This is a genomic window from Coprococcus sp. TF11-13 (genome assembly GCF_003481085.1).
Lineage (GTDB): Bacteria > Bacillota > Clostridia > Lachnospirales > Lachnospiraceae > Coprococcus > Coprococcus aceti.
Genome location: NZ_QUKK01000001.1, coordinates 293128 through 310336, shown reverse-complemented (window position 1 = coordinate 310336; position 17209 = coordinate 293128). Strand labels below are relative to the sequence as shown.

The 17209-nt window shown below is 41.1% G+C and carries 10 protein-coding genes; all 10 read right to left on the bottom strand.

The features are described from left to right. Positions 1–25 precede the first annotated feature (25 nt). The 10 genes from DXD11_RS01375 to DXD11_RS01330 all read right to left on the bottom strand — a co-directional run bounded on the left by DXD11_RS01375 (position 26) and on the right by DXD11_RS01330 (position 17084). Positions 26–6319, bottom strand: coding sequence for a DUF5057 domain-containing protein (locus tag DXD11_RS01375; protein WP_118757624.1), 6294 nt, complete (start codon positions 6317–6319; stop codon positions 26–28). A gap of 17 nt (positions 6320–6336) precedes the next feature. Beyond that, positions 6337–7209 (bottom strand): prepilin-type N-terminal cleavage/methylation domain-containing protein, encoded by an 873-nt coding sequence (locus tag DXD11_RS01370; RefSeq protein WP_117874723.1) that lies wholly within the window; start codon positions 7207–7209, stop codon positions 6337–6339. A 12-nt stretch (positions 7210–7221) separates the two neighbouring features. Then, positions 7222–7743, bottom strand: a complete 522-nt coding sequence (locus DXD11_RS01365) for a prepilin-type N-terminal cleavage/methylation domain-containing protein (protein WP_117548745.1) — start codon at positions 7741–7743, stop codon at positions 7222–7224. 12 nt (positions 7744–7755) lie between these two features. Continuing rightward, positions 7756–10572, bottom strand: a complete 2817-nt coding sequence (locus DXD11_RS01360; protein ID WP_118757623.1) for a hypothetical protein — start codon at positions 10570–10572, stop codon at positions 7756–7758. Between the two features lie 3 nt (positions 10573–10575). Then, entirely contained in the window at positions 10576–11898 is a 1323-nt protein-coding gene (locus DXD11_RS01355) for a prepilin-type N-terminal cleavage/methylation domain-containing protein (protein WP_118757622.1), read from the bottom strand. Between the two features lie 31 nt (positions 11899–11929). Beyond that, positions 11930–12694: a hypothetical protein gene (locus tag DXD11_RS01350; RefSeq protein ID WP_117874719.1), complete on the bottom strand. Its 765-nt coding sequence runs from the start codon at positions 12692–12694 to the stop codon at positions 11930–11932. A gap of 12 nt (positions 12695–12706) precedes the next feature. Continuing rightward, complete coding sequence (gene pilM, locus DXD11_RS01345; protein ID WP_022216709.1) at positions 12707–14320, bottom strand: type IV pilus assembly protein PilM; 1614 nt, start codon at positions 14318–14320, stop codon at positions 12707–12709. Between the two features lie 549 nt (positions 14321–14869). Continuing rightward, positions 14870–15295, bottom strand: a complete 426-nt coding sequence (locus DXD11_RS01340) for a type II secretion system protein (protein ID WP_118649240.1) — start codon at positions 15293–15295, stop codon at positions 14870–14872. Positions 15296–15440: 145 nt separating this feature from the next. After that, positions 15441–15857: a type II secretion system protein gene (locus DXD11_RS01335; RefSeq protein ID WP_055144040.1), complete on the bottom strand. Its 417-nt coding sequence runs from the start codon at positions 15855–15857 to the stop codon at positions 15441–15443. 18 nt (positions 15858–15875) lie between these two features. Then, the gene (locus DXD11_RS01330; protein WP_118757621.1) at positions 15876–17084 is read right to left on the bottom strand and encodes a type II secretion system F family protein; all 1209 of its coding nucleotides are present in this window, start codon (positions 17082–17084) and stop codon (positions 15876–15878) included. Positions 17085–17209: the final 125 nt, after the last annotated feature.

Below are 17209 nucleotides of genomic sequence, written 5' to 3'. Positions count from 1 at the left end.
TGCTATTATTTATACTATATACGCATTATGCAAATACATTCTTCTTCTCGGCAATGAAATCTCCAAGTGCCGGAACGTCTATAGTATTGTCTGTCAGGTCGAACAATGGATCTGCGGCCTTAACCTTGATCATTGTATATACAGGAACTGTCTTGCCCTGGTAATATACCTCCACAACGATGTATGTGTAATTTCCACCATATGGTGCATAACACGAATCATCAGGTGTAAGGGCTGTACCATTGCCATTTCTCACAATATCCTTTATATCGCCTGCAATTGATGTTAACTTGGCTGTACCAATCTTATCGTATGACTTAATCATCTTATCAGTATTCTCTGTATAGCTTGGTCTGATTGAGTAATCGGAATCATCGTAATCCAGATCATAGTAAATGTTAACCTTTGTTACCTTTGTCTTCTCCGGAATTCCAATCTTATAATCAAACTCAGGATCATCTGTCTTTGAGTCAACCTCACTTACATATACAGTCTTTCCTGATGAAGCAAGTGCCTCTGCATCCTTTGGAAGCTCATCCTCTGCAGCCCATGTCTGCTTTGGATCGTAACACTTGATAGTTGGCATCTCTGGTACTGCTGATGCACTGTTTACAATAACGTTGATGAACAGCTTTCTCTCATCATTGTTTCTTGTACGTCTACCTGTAACTGATGAATGTCCGGCACCACAATATGTGATCGCACCACTGCCATAAGCTGTAGTGTAGATGAAGTAAGCCTCCATTGCATCTCCAGGATCCGCTGCATACTTTGATGAACGCATCTTACTGTTCGATGAGTTATTTGAACCTGCAAGAGTATACCATACTGTTATGTTGTCACTCTCAAGATCAAGTGCAAATGCCTGCTGATGTGTACCCGATATGTTCAGTGATGAACTTATGTTGTATGGATACAATGTTACAAGACCTGAGTTAAGCTGTGTAGCCTTAACTGTCTCAGCACAAGCTGACTGATCCTGGTTTGAAGCCTGTGACCAGGCTGTTGCTGCCTTATATGACTCCTGTGCATATACATATGGAAGTGTAGTTGTTGCACCAGCCATATTACCATTGTAGTAAAGTGCTGTCATTGCAAGTGCACTTACATATACCTTCTTATCTTTTCCAAGATATGGCTGCCAGTATGCGTTCTTCTCAACAAATACATCCATAATGTTAGAATTCATACTGTTCAGTAATCCTTCGCCTGCAGTAGGATTATTTGCATATGGTGTCAGGTAATACAAGCTGCTATCCGGTGATGTATATGTCACATCATCAACTGTTCCATCTGCTGTGTATGTAACTTCCAGTGTACTTGTATTAACAGAAGCCTTGCTGTAAGAAACACTCTTAACGTTATACTTACCAAGCTTAAGTGGATTGTCATACTTAACAACATTGTCTGTTATATCAACATGGAATCTGTTCATTCCTACTACTGATAAAAGTGACTTTGTAAGGTTAACTGCACCTGCATTTGCATATGGTGACATTGAATCATGGAAGAAGAATAAATCTCCTCCTGCTGATACATAGTCAAGTATGTACTGACATGTTTCCTTCTTGAAGTCAACCTTAAATCCACCAAATGAATCCGATGGTCCAAGAACAAGTATTGAGTACATGTTCTTCATAAAGCTCTTACCATATGAACGTCTGAGGTAAGTATTGTACTTATCCTTTGCCTCAAGTTCTGCGTTCTTTGCTGTCACATAATCTGAATAATACTTAGCAAAATCAGCTCCGAAATCATCTGACATCTTTCCTGCTTTGAAGTCACCCTCACAGTGATTCATTGTGTTGTACTTTGGCCAGAATATCAGATAATAATCGCCTGTATCCTGCATATACTGAAGGACTTTCTTTGTCTCTGCATTGCTTGTCCTGAAATTATTGATAAATGTACTGTAATTTGTAGTTCCTGTATATTTACCATCAATATAGTCTATTGCATTCTTGAGATAGTTATCAAGAATCTTCTTTGGCGTTGCAACCTTTGCTGACGCTGCTGAATATTCTGTAAGTGCAACAGCGGCAAGGCTCTCGTACTCTTCCTGACTATGTCCATCAACCTTCTCACCCTTGGCAAGCTTCTCAGCCTCTTCTACCATAGTATCAAGGCAATCATACTGAGCATCTACTCCATCTCCTGTCTTGAATGAAGCTCTATCACTTGAAGCAACCACAAGATCAAGATTTATGTCATAATCCTCTGAAAGCTCATCTGCAAGATTCGAATAATAATCATCCGCATCTGTGTTTGTATCAAACTCATATACGCCGAATCTGTTTTCATGTCTTCCAAGAACTGCATACTGAGTAGTTGAAGCGTTATCAAGCTCTGCCATGTTTGCAAATACATTGTACTTTGCAATCTTGTGAGCTGTCTGTGACTCAATATCAAAGTAAAGTGTATCAGTTGCTCCCCATGAGGTTGCCGTCTGTCCCTCTGCCATTGTCTGAACCTGAAGAACATTTATCTCACTCTTTGATACGTTATTATTTACTATCTTGCTGAGACCTGTAGAAGAAGCAACTATATTGCCATCCTCATCTGTTATCTCAAGATACCATGCTGCTGATCCAAAGAACTCAGAGTCAAGCGCTACTGTCAGTGATTTCTCCTGACCGTTTGTGATCTTATCCCCAAGACAATAATCACCGCCGCCCTTCTCGAACTTTGTATTCTTATCAACATCTACAAACAACTTGTAGTTATATACTGACTTGTCACCATCAACCTGGAATGTAAACTGTAGTCTGTTGGACTTGATATAAGTCTGCTGTATTCCCTGCTGATATGTAACTGGTTTTGTAGTGATAGTAAGTCTTGTTCTATGTGCACTTCCTGTCACCAGTCTGTTAAGAGATGCTGAAGTTGCATCATCATAGACTACCTTGTAATTATAATATACAGTATCTGTTCCCGGACGCTTATACCATGACTGATCCTGTACGTCTGAGTCCATATAATCAGTTTCCTTGAACTTACCTCCAGCAAGTGACTGAACACGCTTTGTCCATAAACTGTTACCGTATATTCCATCCTTATCACTTATATACTGTGTTGCATCCTTATCGAATCCCCACAGAATATTTGATCCATTTGCTCCTGTATGTCTTGCATAGAGAGTATCTACCAACTGATACATTCTTGATGATGGATCGAGATAATAATTCTTTCTCTCAAGCTTTCCATCTTTATACCAATATCCCTGAAGGAGCTCAGCCTGTGAAAGCTTATCACCATTTGCATTTGTACCCTGCATATTCTCATATACGCTGGTAAGCTCATCACTTATGATCATCGGTCTGCCTGATGCCATGTATGTGAGAAGCTCCTGATACTTTGTATTTGTCAGGTCGTTACCATTCTCTGCAAGATATGTTGTTGTGTAATACTTGTCACCAACCTTTGGTGATGCAAGCATATTTGTTGATCCTGATATAGGTGCTGTATCTGGGCTATATGTAGATGCATTCATCAACTGACTGAGTGTACCTGTGTGGTAATACATGATGAATGTTGGGAATATCTGATATGTGTAACCCGACGTAGCATTACCGATATCATTCTGTCCTTTGTACATCTCCGCTGGATTTCTATCCATAGCACTTATATCGCCACCGATATATACCAGATCGTATGTCGCTGCTATATCTTCCTTCATACCAATGAGCTGCTCGGTCGAAACCTGAGTGAGCTGAATATCTCCAATGGATATACCATCGATAGCGTACGCTATCTTCGCCTTGGTAAGATCAAAATCATAATACTCTGTTCTGGCTGCCAGCTCCTGCTTGGACTTACCACTTACTACATCAGATGGAACTGTATAATAGTTTCCTGTTATTTTAGTTGTTCCATCACTTCTTGTTGTATAAGCTGTACTTACAGTATCCTGAAGTGCTGCCACCTCAAGATCAATCGGATAATCCGGCTGAATCTCAAGTACCTTGAACTTGTTATCAGAGCCATCGCGATACACACTGGCATTGATAACATCAGCCACTGCCTTTGCCGATGGTGAATCAACTACCGGAATGGTTGGATCTGAATCATCGCCACTGCCATCTCCTGAGCCCTTTCCGTCACCGGCCTTAGAAGAAACTATAAAATACTGTCCACTCTCGACTGCACTGCACAGATCCTTGAATACCGCTGTGCCTATCTCCTTGTTATATGTACCCTTGTCAATAAATACAAAGTCATACTCTGAGAGATCAAGCTTATCATAAGTACCATTCATGAATACTGCCTGGGTTTCGAGATATTTGTCATGCAGACCAGTAACATACGAAACTACCTTTGCCGCATCTGAGAAATCCAGATTAGTATATACAAGATCACTCTTATACTCATAATTGAGATCTGCATTACCAATATTCTCCTGGAAATCCTTATATGTAACTATTACATTCTCATCTGTTGTTCCTGCTGCGTCTATTCTGTATGTGTATCCTGATACATTGTCCTCGTCAACTGTCTTAATATTGAAATCATACTGATAATCAGTATCACTTCCGTCAACAAGACCGGAATTATCAGCTACTCCAACCACAAGATCATCATAAGAGAACTTGTCATCACTGACATCTCCTCCAACTACAACCTTGTAGCTATATTCAGGGCTGAGTCTGTCAAAGCTGTATGTGTATACAGTCTCCATAACTGTGTTGCCATCAGCATCCTTTATCTCCTGACCATTCTCGTCAAGTTTCGGAACCTCTTTCATCTCAAGAGGAGCCTTCATAAGAATATCTACTGATGTTCCTGCCAGATTAAGCTGTGTTCCATTTTCTACTACAAGATATGCATACATATCTGCTGCTGGATCCACTGCATCACCTGCATCATCAGTACATCTCACTGTACCGGAAACTGACTTTGTCTTGACATCCTTATAGTATGATGTTGCAAAGTTGACATTCTTAAATGCCTTACCGCCATTGGTCATCGCCTCTACAAGATCGGCACTGTCAATAAGGTAAACATCAGCACCACTTGGCACATATCTTGAAAGACCTGTACCACTGCTTGAAGTACCATTCGCATACATATGTCCTGTCAGATCGCTGTTTGGAGCCTTCTGTACAGATTCCCATGTATTTGTCTTCGCATTGAATGTGTAATCAGCAGAAGCCATGTCTCCACGTGTAGCACTGCTATTCTTCTCTGTGATTTCACTGAACATTGCACTGCCGGCTCCGTCCTCTGAAATCACAAGTATCTTGGCATTATCAAAGTTCCACGACTTTCTGTCTCCTGTAAGACCTGATCTTGAACCAGCCTTATCATATGTGGAATCCTTGATATTATCCGGTATGTTACCATCAAGGAAATCAAGTATTGATACACCCTCATACCACTTATAGTATGTTCCATAGTTAAGGTAATCGCTACCACCCTCGCTGGCTTTTCTCTCTGCCTGAAGAATAAAGTCAGAGATCGTCTTTGTTGTCTTGTTTATATCAGGAGTCGTCTTGTTATCATCTGCCTCCTGATAAAGTGTCTTAAAGAAATCCGGCTCTGTAACAAGGACATTATCATATCTTGCCACAGCACCCTTGGTGATCAGCTTGTATGCAAGTGCACCCATTCTGTAATCATCATTATTTCCTGTTATAAGCTCTGGCTCTGATGTACACAGAGTTCCTGTACACAATGCTATAGGATGTGAGTTTGCTGTAGCATACGCATCCAGCCAGTTATACAGATCCTCGCTTATATCATTTGATGTGCTGGCATAATCACTGGCACCATTTGCCCAAATATATATGAAATCCGCCTGATTGAGGATTCCCTGGGCTGTTGTATCCATGCTGTTCAGCTCGCTGACTGTACAAGTTGTAAGAGTCACCGCACCGGCAGCCATGTTATCGCTTATCGTCTTATATCCATTGAACACTGCAAGTCTGAAATACTCACCTGCATATACATATCTCCAAAGATATGTTGTTGAATCGTATCCTGTCAGCTTCTTCGCATCACCTGAAAACTTGCTATCAGTGACAGTTTCCTTCAGCTTCTCATCCATATCTGCATTGCCACTATATGAATCAGGTACTATCTGGACGATTCTGAATTTGTCCTCTCCTGTCTGTTTCTTGCCAGCATCGTTGGAGTTCTTAACTGCCAAATCGATATTGGACAATCCCGTCAGACTTGTAGATGTACTTCCGCTGCCGTTCGTATCACTCAGGGAAGCCTGAGAATCGGAGTTAGCCAGTGTATAATTCACAAATATAGAGCTGACTACAAGTGCGAATATAATAGCTATAGATGATAAGACTATTTTTTTATTCTTAAACACTGTATTTTCCTCCTCTATTAATCCCACTCATGCTTCTTGAGCACGAATGAATTTCTGAGTCCAACTACACTTGTTACTTTATATGTCTCTTTTGTTTTTGTGTCTTCAAATCCAATAATCACTGCAACACTATTGTCTGCAGGATTGACCTGAAGCTGAAAGCTTTTCACGTTGTTAGCAAGCACTGTACCTTTCTTGGAGCTTGCATCCACATACTTTGTACACGATGAAAGCACCGACTGTGCCTGATTTACCTTTGCTGAATCGCTGCTCTTGAGATCCTGCTTTGCCTGATTAAGCGTTTCATCACTCATCTCCTGTCTGAAAACATACAATTTCTTGTCTGTCTTGCTGTAGGTAATCGTACAGAATGCAGTCTTATCTAGCTCAGATGAATACTGAACCCACAGATAATCAGCATCTATAAATGTGTGCACATCCTCTGAAGCACCAGCGCCGCCAAAAGGCTTAACATCCGCTATATCATAGCTATTGCTTTTTTTCTTTATCACACCGCTATCTGACACTATATCCTGGATTACATCAGCAACGCCTCCCTGCTTACGGAGTGCGCTTCCCGATCCTGCGGATTTCACATACGTATCCTCAGGAACAATAAAGCTTCCTGTAACCTGAGTGAATGATGTTCCAGTCTGTACGTAAGCAGTTCCATCAATCTTGATATCACTTGCCCCCATCAGTATGTCTGCTATCGCATCATATGTCTCAGTCGCCTGAGACTGAAGCTTCTGTCTGGACGACTGCTTCTTATGTGACGCAACAGTTGTAGATATAAGGGACATGACAGCAACCATGAATATTCCCAAGATTGCCATATACAGTATAAGCTCTATGAATGTGAAGCCCTTGTCTTTATTTCTACATATCATTCTTCACACCCCCTAATTCTTTCCATATGTATGACCGCCTGTATACTGGTTCAGGTTGACCCTTCCAACAGTATTGTTGCTGTTATACTTGCAGAAACGATACTCTCCATATCCAGTCAGCACCTGACTGTCAGATTTCCTGATAATAATAACCTGCTCTGAAAGAGGAGTAGTCACTGAATCTGCATCGTAATCGTCAGCATAATATATCGTAACTCTCTCCAGCACCTTGTCAGGTGCAGATGAATTAGCAGTAAATGACTCCGCCCTTCCATCAGCGCATATACCATAGAAAATATCGTAATTAGCACCATTCTGGACTATCCTTACCGCCTCTCCACTTTTTTGCGTCCTAGTTCTCATCTCAAGCGCCGACAATTCACTGTCAAACTTCTGCAGTGAAGCAGTTGCCTGAGACGCTCTTATTGATGATATAGTGAGAAAGCCCACGCCTGACATTACTGCAATTATAGCAATAACAATTATCATCTCTATAAGCGTGTATCCATTATTTGATTTTATACAATTCTTCATCAGCTACACCCCCTATTCAACATTCTTCTTCCAGTTCTGGAATACAAGAATATCTTCATATGAGATGTCTGATATTGATGCTCCTGTTACCTCTGTGTTACCTTCGCTCTTGGATGATGTATAGTTCTTCAGCACCTTTGTTGTAAGCGTATTGAGCTTTTCGTCTGTGCTCTCTGAACACTGTTCAAGAAGATTTGCAACAAATGCAGCGTCTGCTGATATTGACATATTATGGTCAATTATAAGCTTTGATCCAGTGATTATCATACCTCTGAAGCTCTTAACATTCTCATCAAATCTTACATTACCACCGGCAATTATAATTCCCTGGAATGATCCATCACCATTGTTTGGCTGGAGCTTAACATCACCAGAATTGATAACTATGGTTTTAGCCTCATTATCTGTTGCATTTCCAATTGTATTCTCAATTGAAAGGTTCCTGCTAAATACATAAGCAAAATCAACATAGTGATTTAAAGGAGTGATACTGTAATCATATGAATATTCATCTTTATCCTTATTATATGTACTTGTATATCCACTTGCTGACTTGCTATAGCCTGCAATCTCCCACGCATTTACATCAGGCTTAGTTGCCTCATCCTTCTTGTTGAGAACTGACAGATGATCCTTCATATTTATATACATATATGAGAGGAAATTACTTGTAGTCTCTTCATCATTTGCAACTGAACTTCCTGAAAGCTCTGCAGCATCCGCCTTGAGGTCATTAAATACCTTTTTATTGTTGTCTGAACCCTTGTTACCAAGGATGTTAGTAAACACCTTGCCTGTTGAAACATTATCAAGCGCTGTAGCCACATCCATTGTGGTAGTTGTGGATGCTCTCAGGAACAGCGAATCATCGTTATTCTGATCTGTGACAGCACCGCTTGCATTTATCTTGCCCTCTGCCGGAAGAACCAGCTTAACCTGGAACTGCTCATATTTCTGTACATTATAGAGTTTACTGCTTATCTCATCACCGTAATCCTGAAGAAGCTTGTAATATTTCTCAGCAAACTTCTCAGCATTGCTTACATTGGATGAATCCTTTCCATCCTCAATATACAGATAATAATAATCATGTCCTGAAACAGTCTGCTTAATTGCTGTTACACCCTTATCTCCCTCTGTAGCAAGATCATTGAGGAAATCATCATACAGATCAAGTATGTTCGCATCTGCCTCAAATGTCTTTGGGAACTGAAGTGTAACTGTAGTGATTCCTGTGTCAGGGTCAACCTTCTCAGTGTTGTTCACTACAGACCACTGGGTAAGGAACATAAGCTGGTTTGTCTTCACATCAAGAGACTGTCCTGTGGAATAATCCTCCAGTGTGGTGAATGCATAATCTGCATTCTCATCAACTGTTATATTCTCGTCATCCTCAGGAACACTGGACGCTGCAATCTTAGAGAACTCAATGTATGACTTACCTGCTATATACAGTGAATTAAGTTCCTGAAGATCAAGTGTTGAATTCTTACCATTTACTATGATCGCACTGTCACTGAAGTGTGATCTCAGCTTATATCCGGTTGCCAGGTATCCCTTCTGTCTAAGATAATTCAGGCTTCTTGTATCCTGAGCATTGTAGCTATATCCAAAATAGCTGCCCTGAGTAAACTTAAGACTCGCCTTCTCTGCGTTAAGCTCTGTATCATCAAATATGTATGCATCAGCAGAAGCCTTAAGAGAACCGCCATCCTTTCCACCTATGACAATATTGTCTGCCCAAAGCTCTGAAAGAGTCTGTGTACGACCTGAAAGGTTTATCTCTGCTCCATTGTATGCTGCAAGAGAACCTGAACACACAACAACATCAGAGTTGAGTGTAAGTGATGTATTTTTTCCATTTACAAATATTCCGGAATAAGCACTGCTGTCCTTTGTTCCCCACATTGTACTAGGCTTACTCTCATATTTGTTCGTAACCTTTGTCTCGGCTACATCGTTATAATCCTTATTGTAATAATCGCTTGCTGCGTAGATATTACCCTTTACCTGCGCATCTGTTGTCTTATTATCATTGTCCTCGCCAACTTCAACACCCATATCTGCAAGTATCGCATACTCATACAATGTATTGCTAGCTACACTGCTTGTATCAAACGATACATTATATTCAGGCTCCGTGAGAACAATATCCGTAGTGATAGACTGCTCATAGGTTCCTGCTGTTGATCCCTGCAGATCCACACTTCTCTTAACACACACATTCTTGAATGTGACAGACTGAACCTTGTCATTTTCGTAACCCGACTGCTTCTCCGTCTTAATTTCTCCATTATTCTTATAATACTGAGTTGTTGTCTTGTTATTAACATCAGTATATATAAGCTTCATGTTCGATGTATCAAGTCTGACACCATCCGGATTGTCCACTGCATCATACTCATTAGATATGAAAGACTGAAGTGTATCTGTCACGTTCTTAAGACTCTTATAGTTTGTATCTGCAACAAAGCCTGTCATGAAAAGCTTTTTGAAAAGCTCATTTGCCGATTTATTGTCAAGGGTAGTATACGCCTGAGCCTTAGTATCATACACAACAACCAATTCAGCCGTAGTTGTATACGCTGAATAAAGGTGCTCATTGGTCGCTGCGCCTACCCCCGCATACATCTCATCAAGTGCAGTTTCTACCTCATAAAAGTTATTCAGGGAATTCAGCTTATAAAATTTGAGCTTGTATGTCATCATAGCTCCCATAAGTATCGCTGAAGCAAGAATGCACATAAATGTGGTTGCGACTATTACAAGGACGAAACTTGAACCGTGATCATCGTTATGCCTAAGCTTTCGCTTTAATCTCTCAATCATCTGTTACTTCCCCCTTGTTCCAGTAACCGTCGTCTTGTTTCCTTTACTATCTGTCAAAGTAACTGTTATATCGTACATATATACACTGTCACTCTGATCCTCTGTCAAACGAGCTACAGGATAGTCAGAATTAACATTGTCAAAGTCAAAGTTGGCATATACATTAAGATCTGACGACTTTGCTCCCGCTGCCAGCTTAAGTCTCACCTTGACATCTGACATCTTGGTGTCCTTTCCTGCATTCGTATATGTAAGATCATCAACGTTCGCCACATTGAACTGCTCACGTATGATCTTCTTGTATGTATCGCTGAGCTCTGCTGTCGTCTCGAATACATACACATCCGCCTTCTCAGATATTCCTGAATTATCCACCGTTATGGTATCTGTCGTACAGTATGAACCATTGTATATCGCCGGAACATAGAGAAGATACACAGGTGGCAAACCATTCGTAAACTCCTGCTTGTATACTATTCCATCACCATATAAGGTGGTAGGCTTGTATACATTTTTGCCTGAGCTCTCATACTGTGATCTGATAACTGAGACCGTTGTATAATCTGTGTATTCCACATAACACTCAACTGTATATGTGGATCCCAGCTTTGATATCTTGATCTTGGTATTCTTCTGGAAATGATCCTCATCGAATGTTCCACCACCGGAAAGATAATGGTTGTACTGCACATCATACTTTCTCAGCACGTCAAGCTTCGCATCCAGGAAATACTGATATGCGAGATTATCAAGATTGCTGCCTGTTGCGGCTACATTATAGGTGGCACCTATAATGATAGCCGACTGTTTGCTGTCCAGATTTCTGATAGTTCCCGATTCCGTAGCATTAGTCTGTATGGCGCCACTTTCATCGCTTTTGAATGTCGCACCACCATCAAGACCTGCAAGCACATATCCATTCTTAAGGACCTGATATGCCGCATCATTCACATCCACCTGACAGGTGTAGGTCTCATAAGATTTTCCTATGGATACATCGTTGCAGGTATAGGTTGTGTCCGAATATTCCGCCGTTTTAGAATTCGGCAATGTAATAGACTTTCCCGATGGTGTTCCCTTTGTAAAGGAATATGTCTTTGTTCCATTGCCATCAGGAATATTCACATTTCCTGACAGATCAGCGGTCTTAAAGATCTCCATGATCTCCTCAGCCTTCTCGACTGCATACTGCTTCTTCGTCGATGTAGTACCCGTCTTCGTGGCTGTGATCAATGCATTGGTTATCGGATAGATCAGAATGGCAAATATGGCAGCAGCGATTATAATCTCTACTAAACTAAATCCTTTATTGTTTGATTTAACCATTTATTTGTTCACTCCATTTAAGTGTATGCATCTACTGGGCTGTTGTTGTGGTCGTAGTCGTAGTAGACTTTACTGTTGGGTTTCCAAAGATGTTGTTTGTACCTGTCTGTACATTCACATCTGCGTGATCTGTAGTTCTGTCATCACCGTTTACTGCATATGAGGTTATCGTCATATCTCCCTCATACTTTCCTGTCTGTTCGTTGAATGCTATAGTGACATCGTCAAGAGTCATTCTGTAATCACCATTCTTGATGTAGTCGATGACATCCTTGATATCCTTGTAGTCTCCCTCGTATGTGACAGGGAATGATGCTGAATAGCAGTTGTAACCTGATGCTGTAGCTGCTGACTCATCTATAGTCACGTCAGATGCTGCTGCATCTGTTGAAGCACTTGAATTATCAGCAACGGTAACGTCGCCCACAGCGCCTGCGCCAAGTGTATAGAAAAGTGTCTCCTCACCCATTGTTACACTAGGAAAGTTGAACTTATACTTATCCTTTACACCCTGTAAATACATGATCGTGTTATCCTGATACAGCTCTGATGGAAATTCTGCAAGAACAGCCTCATAGTCTGCCTTGTACTTCTCAGTGTCAGCTATGTACTGCTGTCTGTTCGCATCCTTCTCAAGCAGGCTGTTGTAATATGTCTGTCTCTCGTTGTACTGACTCTCAATACTCTTCTTGTCATCGAAATTGCCCATGGCAAGAAATCTTATAGGAAGCACTAAGATAGCAATTCCCAATAAGAATAATAATAGATTTCTCTGTCCCTTTGTGATTGAATCCATGATAGTCCCTCCTTAATTAACTGATACTTCATCTGTTGAAGTCTCGGTATCATCTGCATTTACATCCTTGTAGATACATGTAACTGTAAAGTCGTATGTTGTATCCCCGCTCTGCTGATCCACATTCTCAGTGACAGACTGAACGAATGAATTGTCTATGCACTCTATATCCTTGAGGTTTATTGCAAATGCAGCTATATCCTCGTACGACTTCGTGTTACCTGTGAAACTAACCTCTGTTGAAGATGAATCAAACGCTGTAAGACTGATTCCCTTTGGCATCTTGTCCTCAAGCTCCGCAATAAGTGTTCCAACATTCTCATTGAGGTTCTCTGTGTAACTGTACATATTCTGAGCATCCATGTATACACTTTCTGCATCTTCATAGTCCTGAACAATCTGCTCTATATCCTTGATTGAATCAATATCTCTATTCACCTGATCAAGTTTTGACTGAGCCTTATTCTTAGCTATAAATGAGTACGCTGTAACACCACCTGCAACTATGACTGCTATGATGATAAATGCTATAACCAGTGGTGTTGTGTCAACACTGCTTGCACCACCCTTGCTGCCAGTCTCACCAAGCTCGAAGCCCATAGGGTCAAAGGCAGCTCCGATAGGAACCATGAGATATACAGGATTATAAATCTTGAGATCAATCTTTGGGTCAAATTTGATGTTATACAATGTATCCATTACTCTGGTTGATACATTGAGCTGAACCTTGAACAAGCCGTCGATTCCCTTGATAAGGGCTCCATCACCTGTGAGAAATACATCATCAATAGGCTTATCAGGATTCTTTGATGTGAAGAAGTCCATCACACGGCCGATATTGTTGATGAGATATCTGAATGCTCCTGTTATAGCATTGTCATCGAAATCAACTGTGAGAAGTCTTTCGTTCTGGAGAAGAGTCATAGCTGTAGTTGCATCCACGCCCTTCGCATCCATAACTTCGTTGACTACCACATTGGTACCGTACGGAACTGTTCTCTGAAGGAGAAGTGTATCTCCTTTTACGATGTTGAGCACTGTTGATTCACTGCCCAACTGGATTACCATAGTTGTCATTGCCTCTGTTGTCTGAGTCTTGATCAACTGAAGCATTGCATTACCAATATAATCAAGTGCTACTACTTTCAGTCCAGCCATAGCTGCGAGATCATAGTATGATCTTACCATGTTCTCTGGTGCAGCGACTGCAAGAACTCTGAGCTGCTTGTTATTCTCTTCATCAGTAACTGTCTCAAGCACTGTATGAGACACTACGTAATCCTCTATATTAACAGGGAAATACTCTGATGAGTTTGCATTAATAATTCCTTTGATTTTGTTCTCCTTAACGAAAGGTACAAGAACCTCTCTGTTAACGATCTTTGTAGAGGTAAGAACGAATATCGCGTTCTTGTTTGTTATTCCATTTGCTGAGAGCTGAGACTTGATTGCCTCTGCTATTCTCTCTTTGTCTCTGATCACGCCATCCTCATAGGCATCTTCCGGTGTCTCGAAGATGATAGCGTTGTGTATCGTTGACTGCTTCTTGTTTGAAGGTGTAACTTCAACGATAGTAATACTTTCATTTGTAATGTCGATTGTTAAGACTTTATTATTACTCGCCATTTTTATAGCCTCCCTCGCTAATCAGTAGTTTTGTATGGAAAATTCCACATTGCTTTGAGTACCAGCTTACCGCTGTTCACCCCATTCATATAATTGTTCCGGATAAGTGCTTTCCGGATAAAGGTCAACATTCTGTCACCCTTTTAATAGCTCATCTCATCCACATAATGACCCTTTTATATAGAAGAAACTCACCGAAAAATAAGTACCAGCTCTACCTAGGTAAGCCAGTTGCCGCCATAAGTCATGCTATGTGACTTGTCACATATACAAAAAACCGCTGACTGCAAAGAAAGAGTGAGTACAAAGGATCAGACTGTATAACAATTATTCCTTCATATTCAGCTCCGTGTAAAGATATAGCAACCGGGGAAAATCCCCAGCTACTATAAATATAAATAGTAGAAAATGTGTCAGCACCTGACGATGATCACACTCACTGCCTGTACGAGGTTGCAATAGGTATAATCACCGTCTTGTGCTACACTTATGTAACACCTATCTTGTTCTCATGAACAATCCGTAAGTTTACACAAGTTTGTCAGGATCTTACTTGTACTCAGCACATACATCTGGGTAAAGCTCTGAACCATTAACTGTTACAGTGAAAGTAGACTTGTCTGAGCTAAGTGTAAACATAAATGACTGATTCTTATCATACTTTGGCTTGTATGCAGCTGAACCAAGCTGTGATACAACCTCGCTTGTAAATGCAGCACCAGTTCCTGTTACTGCAACAGGCTTTGTTGTTGATAATGTATAATCACCAGCATCTGCTGCATCGTAAGCTGCCTCTACTGAAAGTGCGTTTGTAACTGCTGTTGCGATTGTCTGTGCGTTTGATACATCTGTTGATCTTCTTGACTTAGCGATGTACTTGATAAGTGCTGGTGCAAGAGCTCCAGCAAGGATTGCCATAATAGCAATAACGATAATTAACTCTACTAATGAGAAACCTTTGTTGTTTTTCTTCATAATATTACTCTCCTTTTTAGTTGTTTATTGTGTGTTGTTATGTGCTTTGCACTATATCAAACCGGCATCCTCGTTCTACCGGGTTTAACCTTTTTAGTTATCATGCAGGTCATACATGATATATCAAATAGCTACCAGACGTATGTTACTTGTAAGCATCACACACATCCGGATACAGCTCTGAGCTGTCCACCTTTACGGTGAATGTAGCCTTATCACTATTGACTGTGATAGTGAACTGCTTGTCCTTGTCATACTTTGGCTTGAATGTACTTGTCCCAAGCTGACTTGTGACTTCTGATGTGAACGCATTCGATGTGCCAAGCTGTGTGCCATCGGTATTCACCGGGTAATCACCAGGTGTGGCATCATCATATGCCTTCTCTACCGATAAGGCATTGGCGACTGCCGTCGCTATAGTCTGGGCGTTCGACACATCGGTCGATCTTCTTGACTTTGCTATGTACTTTATGAGCGCCGGTGCAAGTGCTCCGGCAAGAATAGCCATGATTGCTATGACTATGATAAGCTCCACCAGTGAAAAGCCTTTGTTTCTGTTCATCTAACTTTCCTCTTTTGATTATACATTGTCCATAGCGTTGTACATACTCATGATAGGTCCATATACCGCTGCAACTATCATGCCAACAACACCTGCAAGAAGAACCATAATCATAGGTTCCATAGCTGCTGTAAGCGCATTTGTTGCCGCCTCAACTTCTTCGTCATAGTAGTCAGCAACCTTGCTGAGCATCTCCTCTATATCTCCTGTCTCCTCTCCAATCTTTGTCATGGCTGAGAGCATAGGTGGAAGCATCGTCATATCCTTAAGAGGCTTTGAGAGTGGCACACCCTTGGATACCTGAATCTTAGCATCCATAAGACCATCTCTGATAATCTTGTTGTCCATCATCTTCGCAACCTGCTCAACCGCATCTATCATGGATATACCTGACACCATCAGTGTGCTCATGGTCCTGGCAAATCTTGCACACGCCGTCTTCACATTCAGGTTGCCAAATATAGGTGCCTTAAGTCCTATGTTCGCAAAGAGCTGTTCACCAAACGGCGTCTTCTTGAAGAACTTAACACCGAATACTATCGCCGCAACTATGATTATGAGCAGCCACCACTTATACATGACAAAATCTGCCGCAGCCATCATCATACGAGTTGCGAGTGGAAGCTGAGTTCCCATCTCTTCAAACATACTTGAGAAGTTTGGTATAACCGCTACCAACACTACTATGATAACTATAACCATAACACAGAGAACTACGATAGGATATGTCATGGCACCCTTGATCTTGGATGACAATGCATTGTCCTTCTCGAAATGCTCTACCAGTCTGTCCAAGCAAATCTCAAGATTACCAGACATCTCACCGGCTGCCACCATGTTGATCATGATAGGCGGGAATACATCCGGGTTAACTCTGAGCGCATCCGCCAAAGTTCCACCTTTCTCTACATATGTACGCGCATCTGCTATGGCCTTTCTCAGTGTCTTGTTCTCGATCTGATCTCCCATCAGCTCCAGTGCGGATATGATGGTAACACCAGCCTTGATGACCGCTGAGAACTGTTTACAGAATACACCCAGGTCTCTTGACTTGACCTTCTTCTTAAATCCTATACCCCCAAGCGGGCTGCTCTGCTCTGTCAGGCTCATAATCGAGTAGCCTTCTGACTTCAGCTTCTTCTCAGCACCGTCTCTGTTAGGGGCCTCGATGGTACCTTTTTTATTCTTACCATCTCTGTCAACAACCTTGTAATTAAATACTGCCATTGTCTCTCCTCCGACCCAATCTTAATATTCTTACGTTTTCATGTATCTACACTTTAAAAGCGCAATAATGCAACATAAATTATATGTAAAATATCTTACTATACCACACAGATTTAATCAACATT

Bases quoted from the DNA above. Each gene is read 5' to 3' on its own strand.
- DXD11_RS01370 (WP_117874723.1), bottom strand. From the start codon at position 7,209: ATGATATGTAGAAATAAAGACAAGGGCTTCACATTCATAGAGCTTATA.
- DXD11_RS01365 (WP_117548745.1), bottom strand. From the start codon at position 7,743: ATGAAGAATTGTATAAAATCAAATAATGGATACACGCTTATAGAGATG.
- DXD11_RS01360 (WP_118757623.1), bottom strand. From the start codon at position 10,572: ATGATTGAGAGATTAAAGCGAAAGCTTAGGCATAACGATGATCACGGT.
- DXD11_RS01355 (WP_118757622.1), bottom strand. From the start codon at position 11,898: ATGGTTAAATCAAACAATAAAGGATTTAGTTTAGTAGAGATTATAATC.
- DXD11_RS01350 (WP_117874719.1), bottom strand. From the start codon at position 12,694: ATGGATTCAATCACAAAGGGACAGAGAAATCTATTATTATTCTTATTG.
- pilM (WP_022216709.1), bottom strand. From the start codon at position 14,320: ATGGCGAGTAATAATAAAGTCTTAACAATCGACATTACAAATGAAAGT.
- DXD11_RS01340 (WP_118649240.1), bottom strand. From the start codon at position 15,295: ATGAAGAAAAACAACAAAGGTTTCTCATTAGTAGAGTTAATTATCGTT.
- DXD11_RS01335 (WP_055144040.1), bottom strand. From the start codon at position 15,857: ATGAACAGAAACAAAGGCTTTTCACTGGTGGAGCTTATCATAGTCATA.
- DXD11_RS01330 (WP_118757621.1), bottom strand. From the start codon at position 17,084: ATGGCAGTATTTAATTACAAGGTTGTTGACAGAGATGGTAAGAATAAA.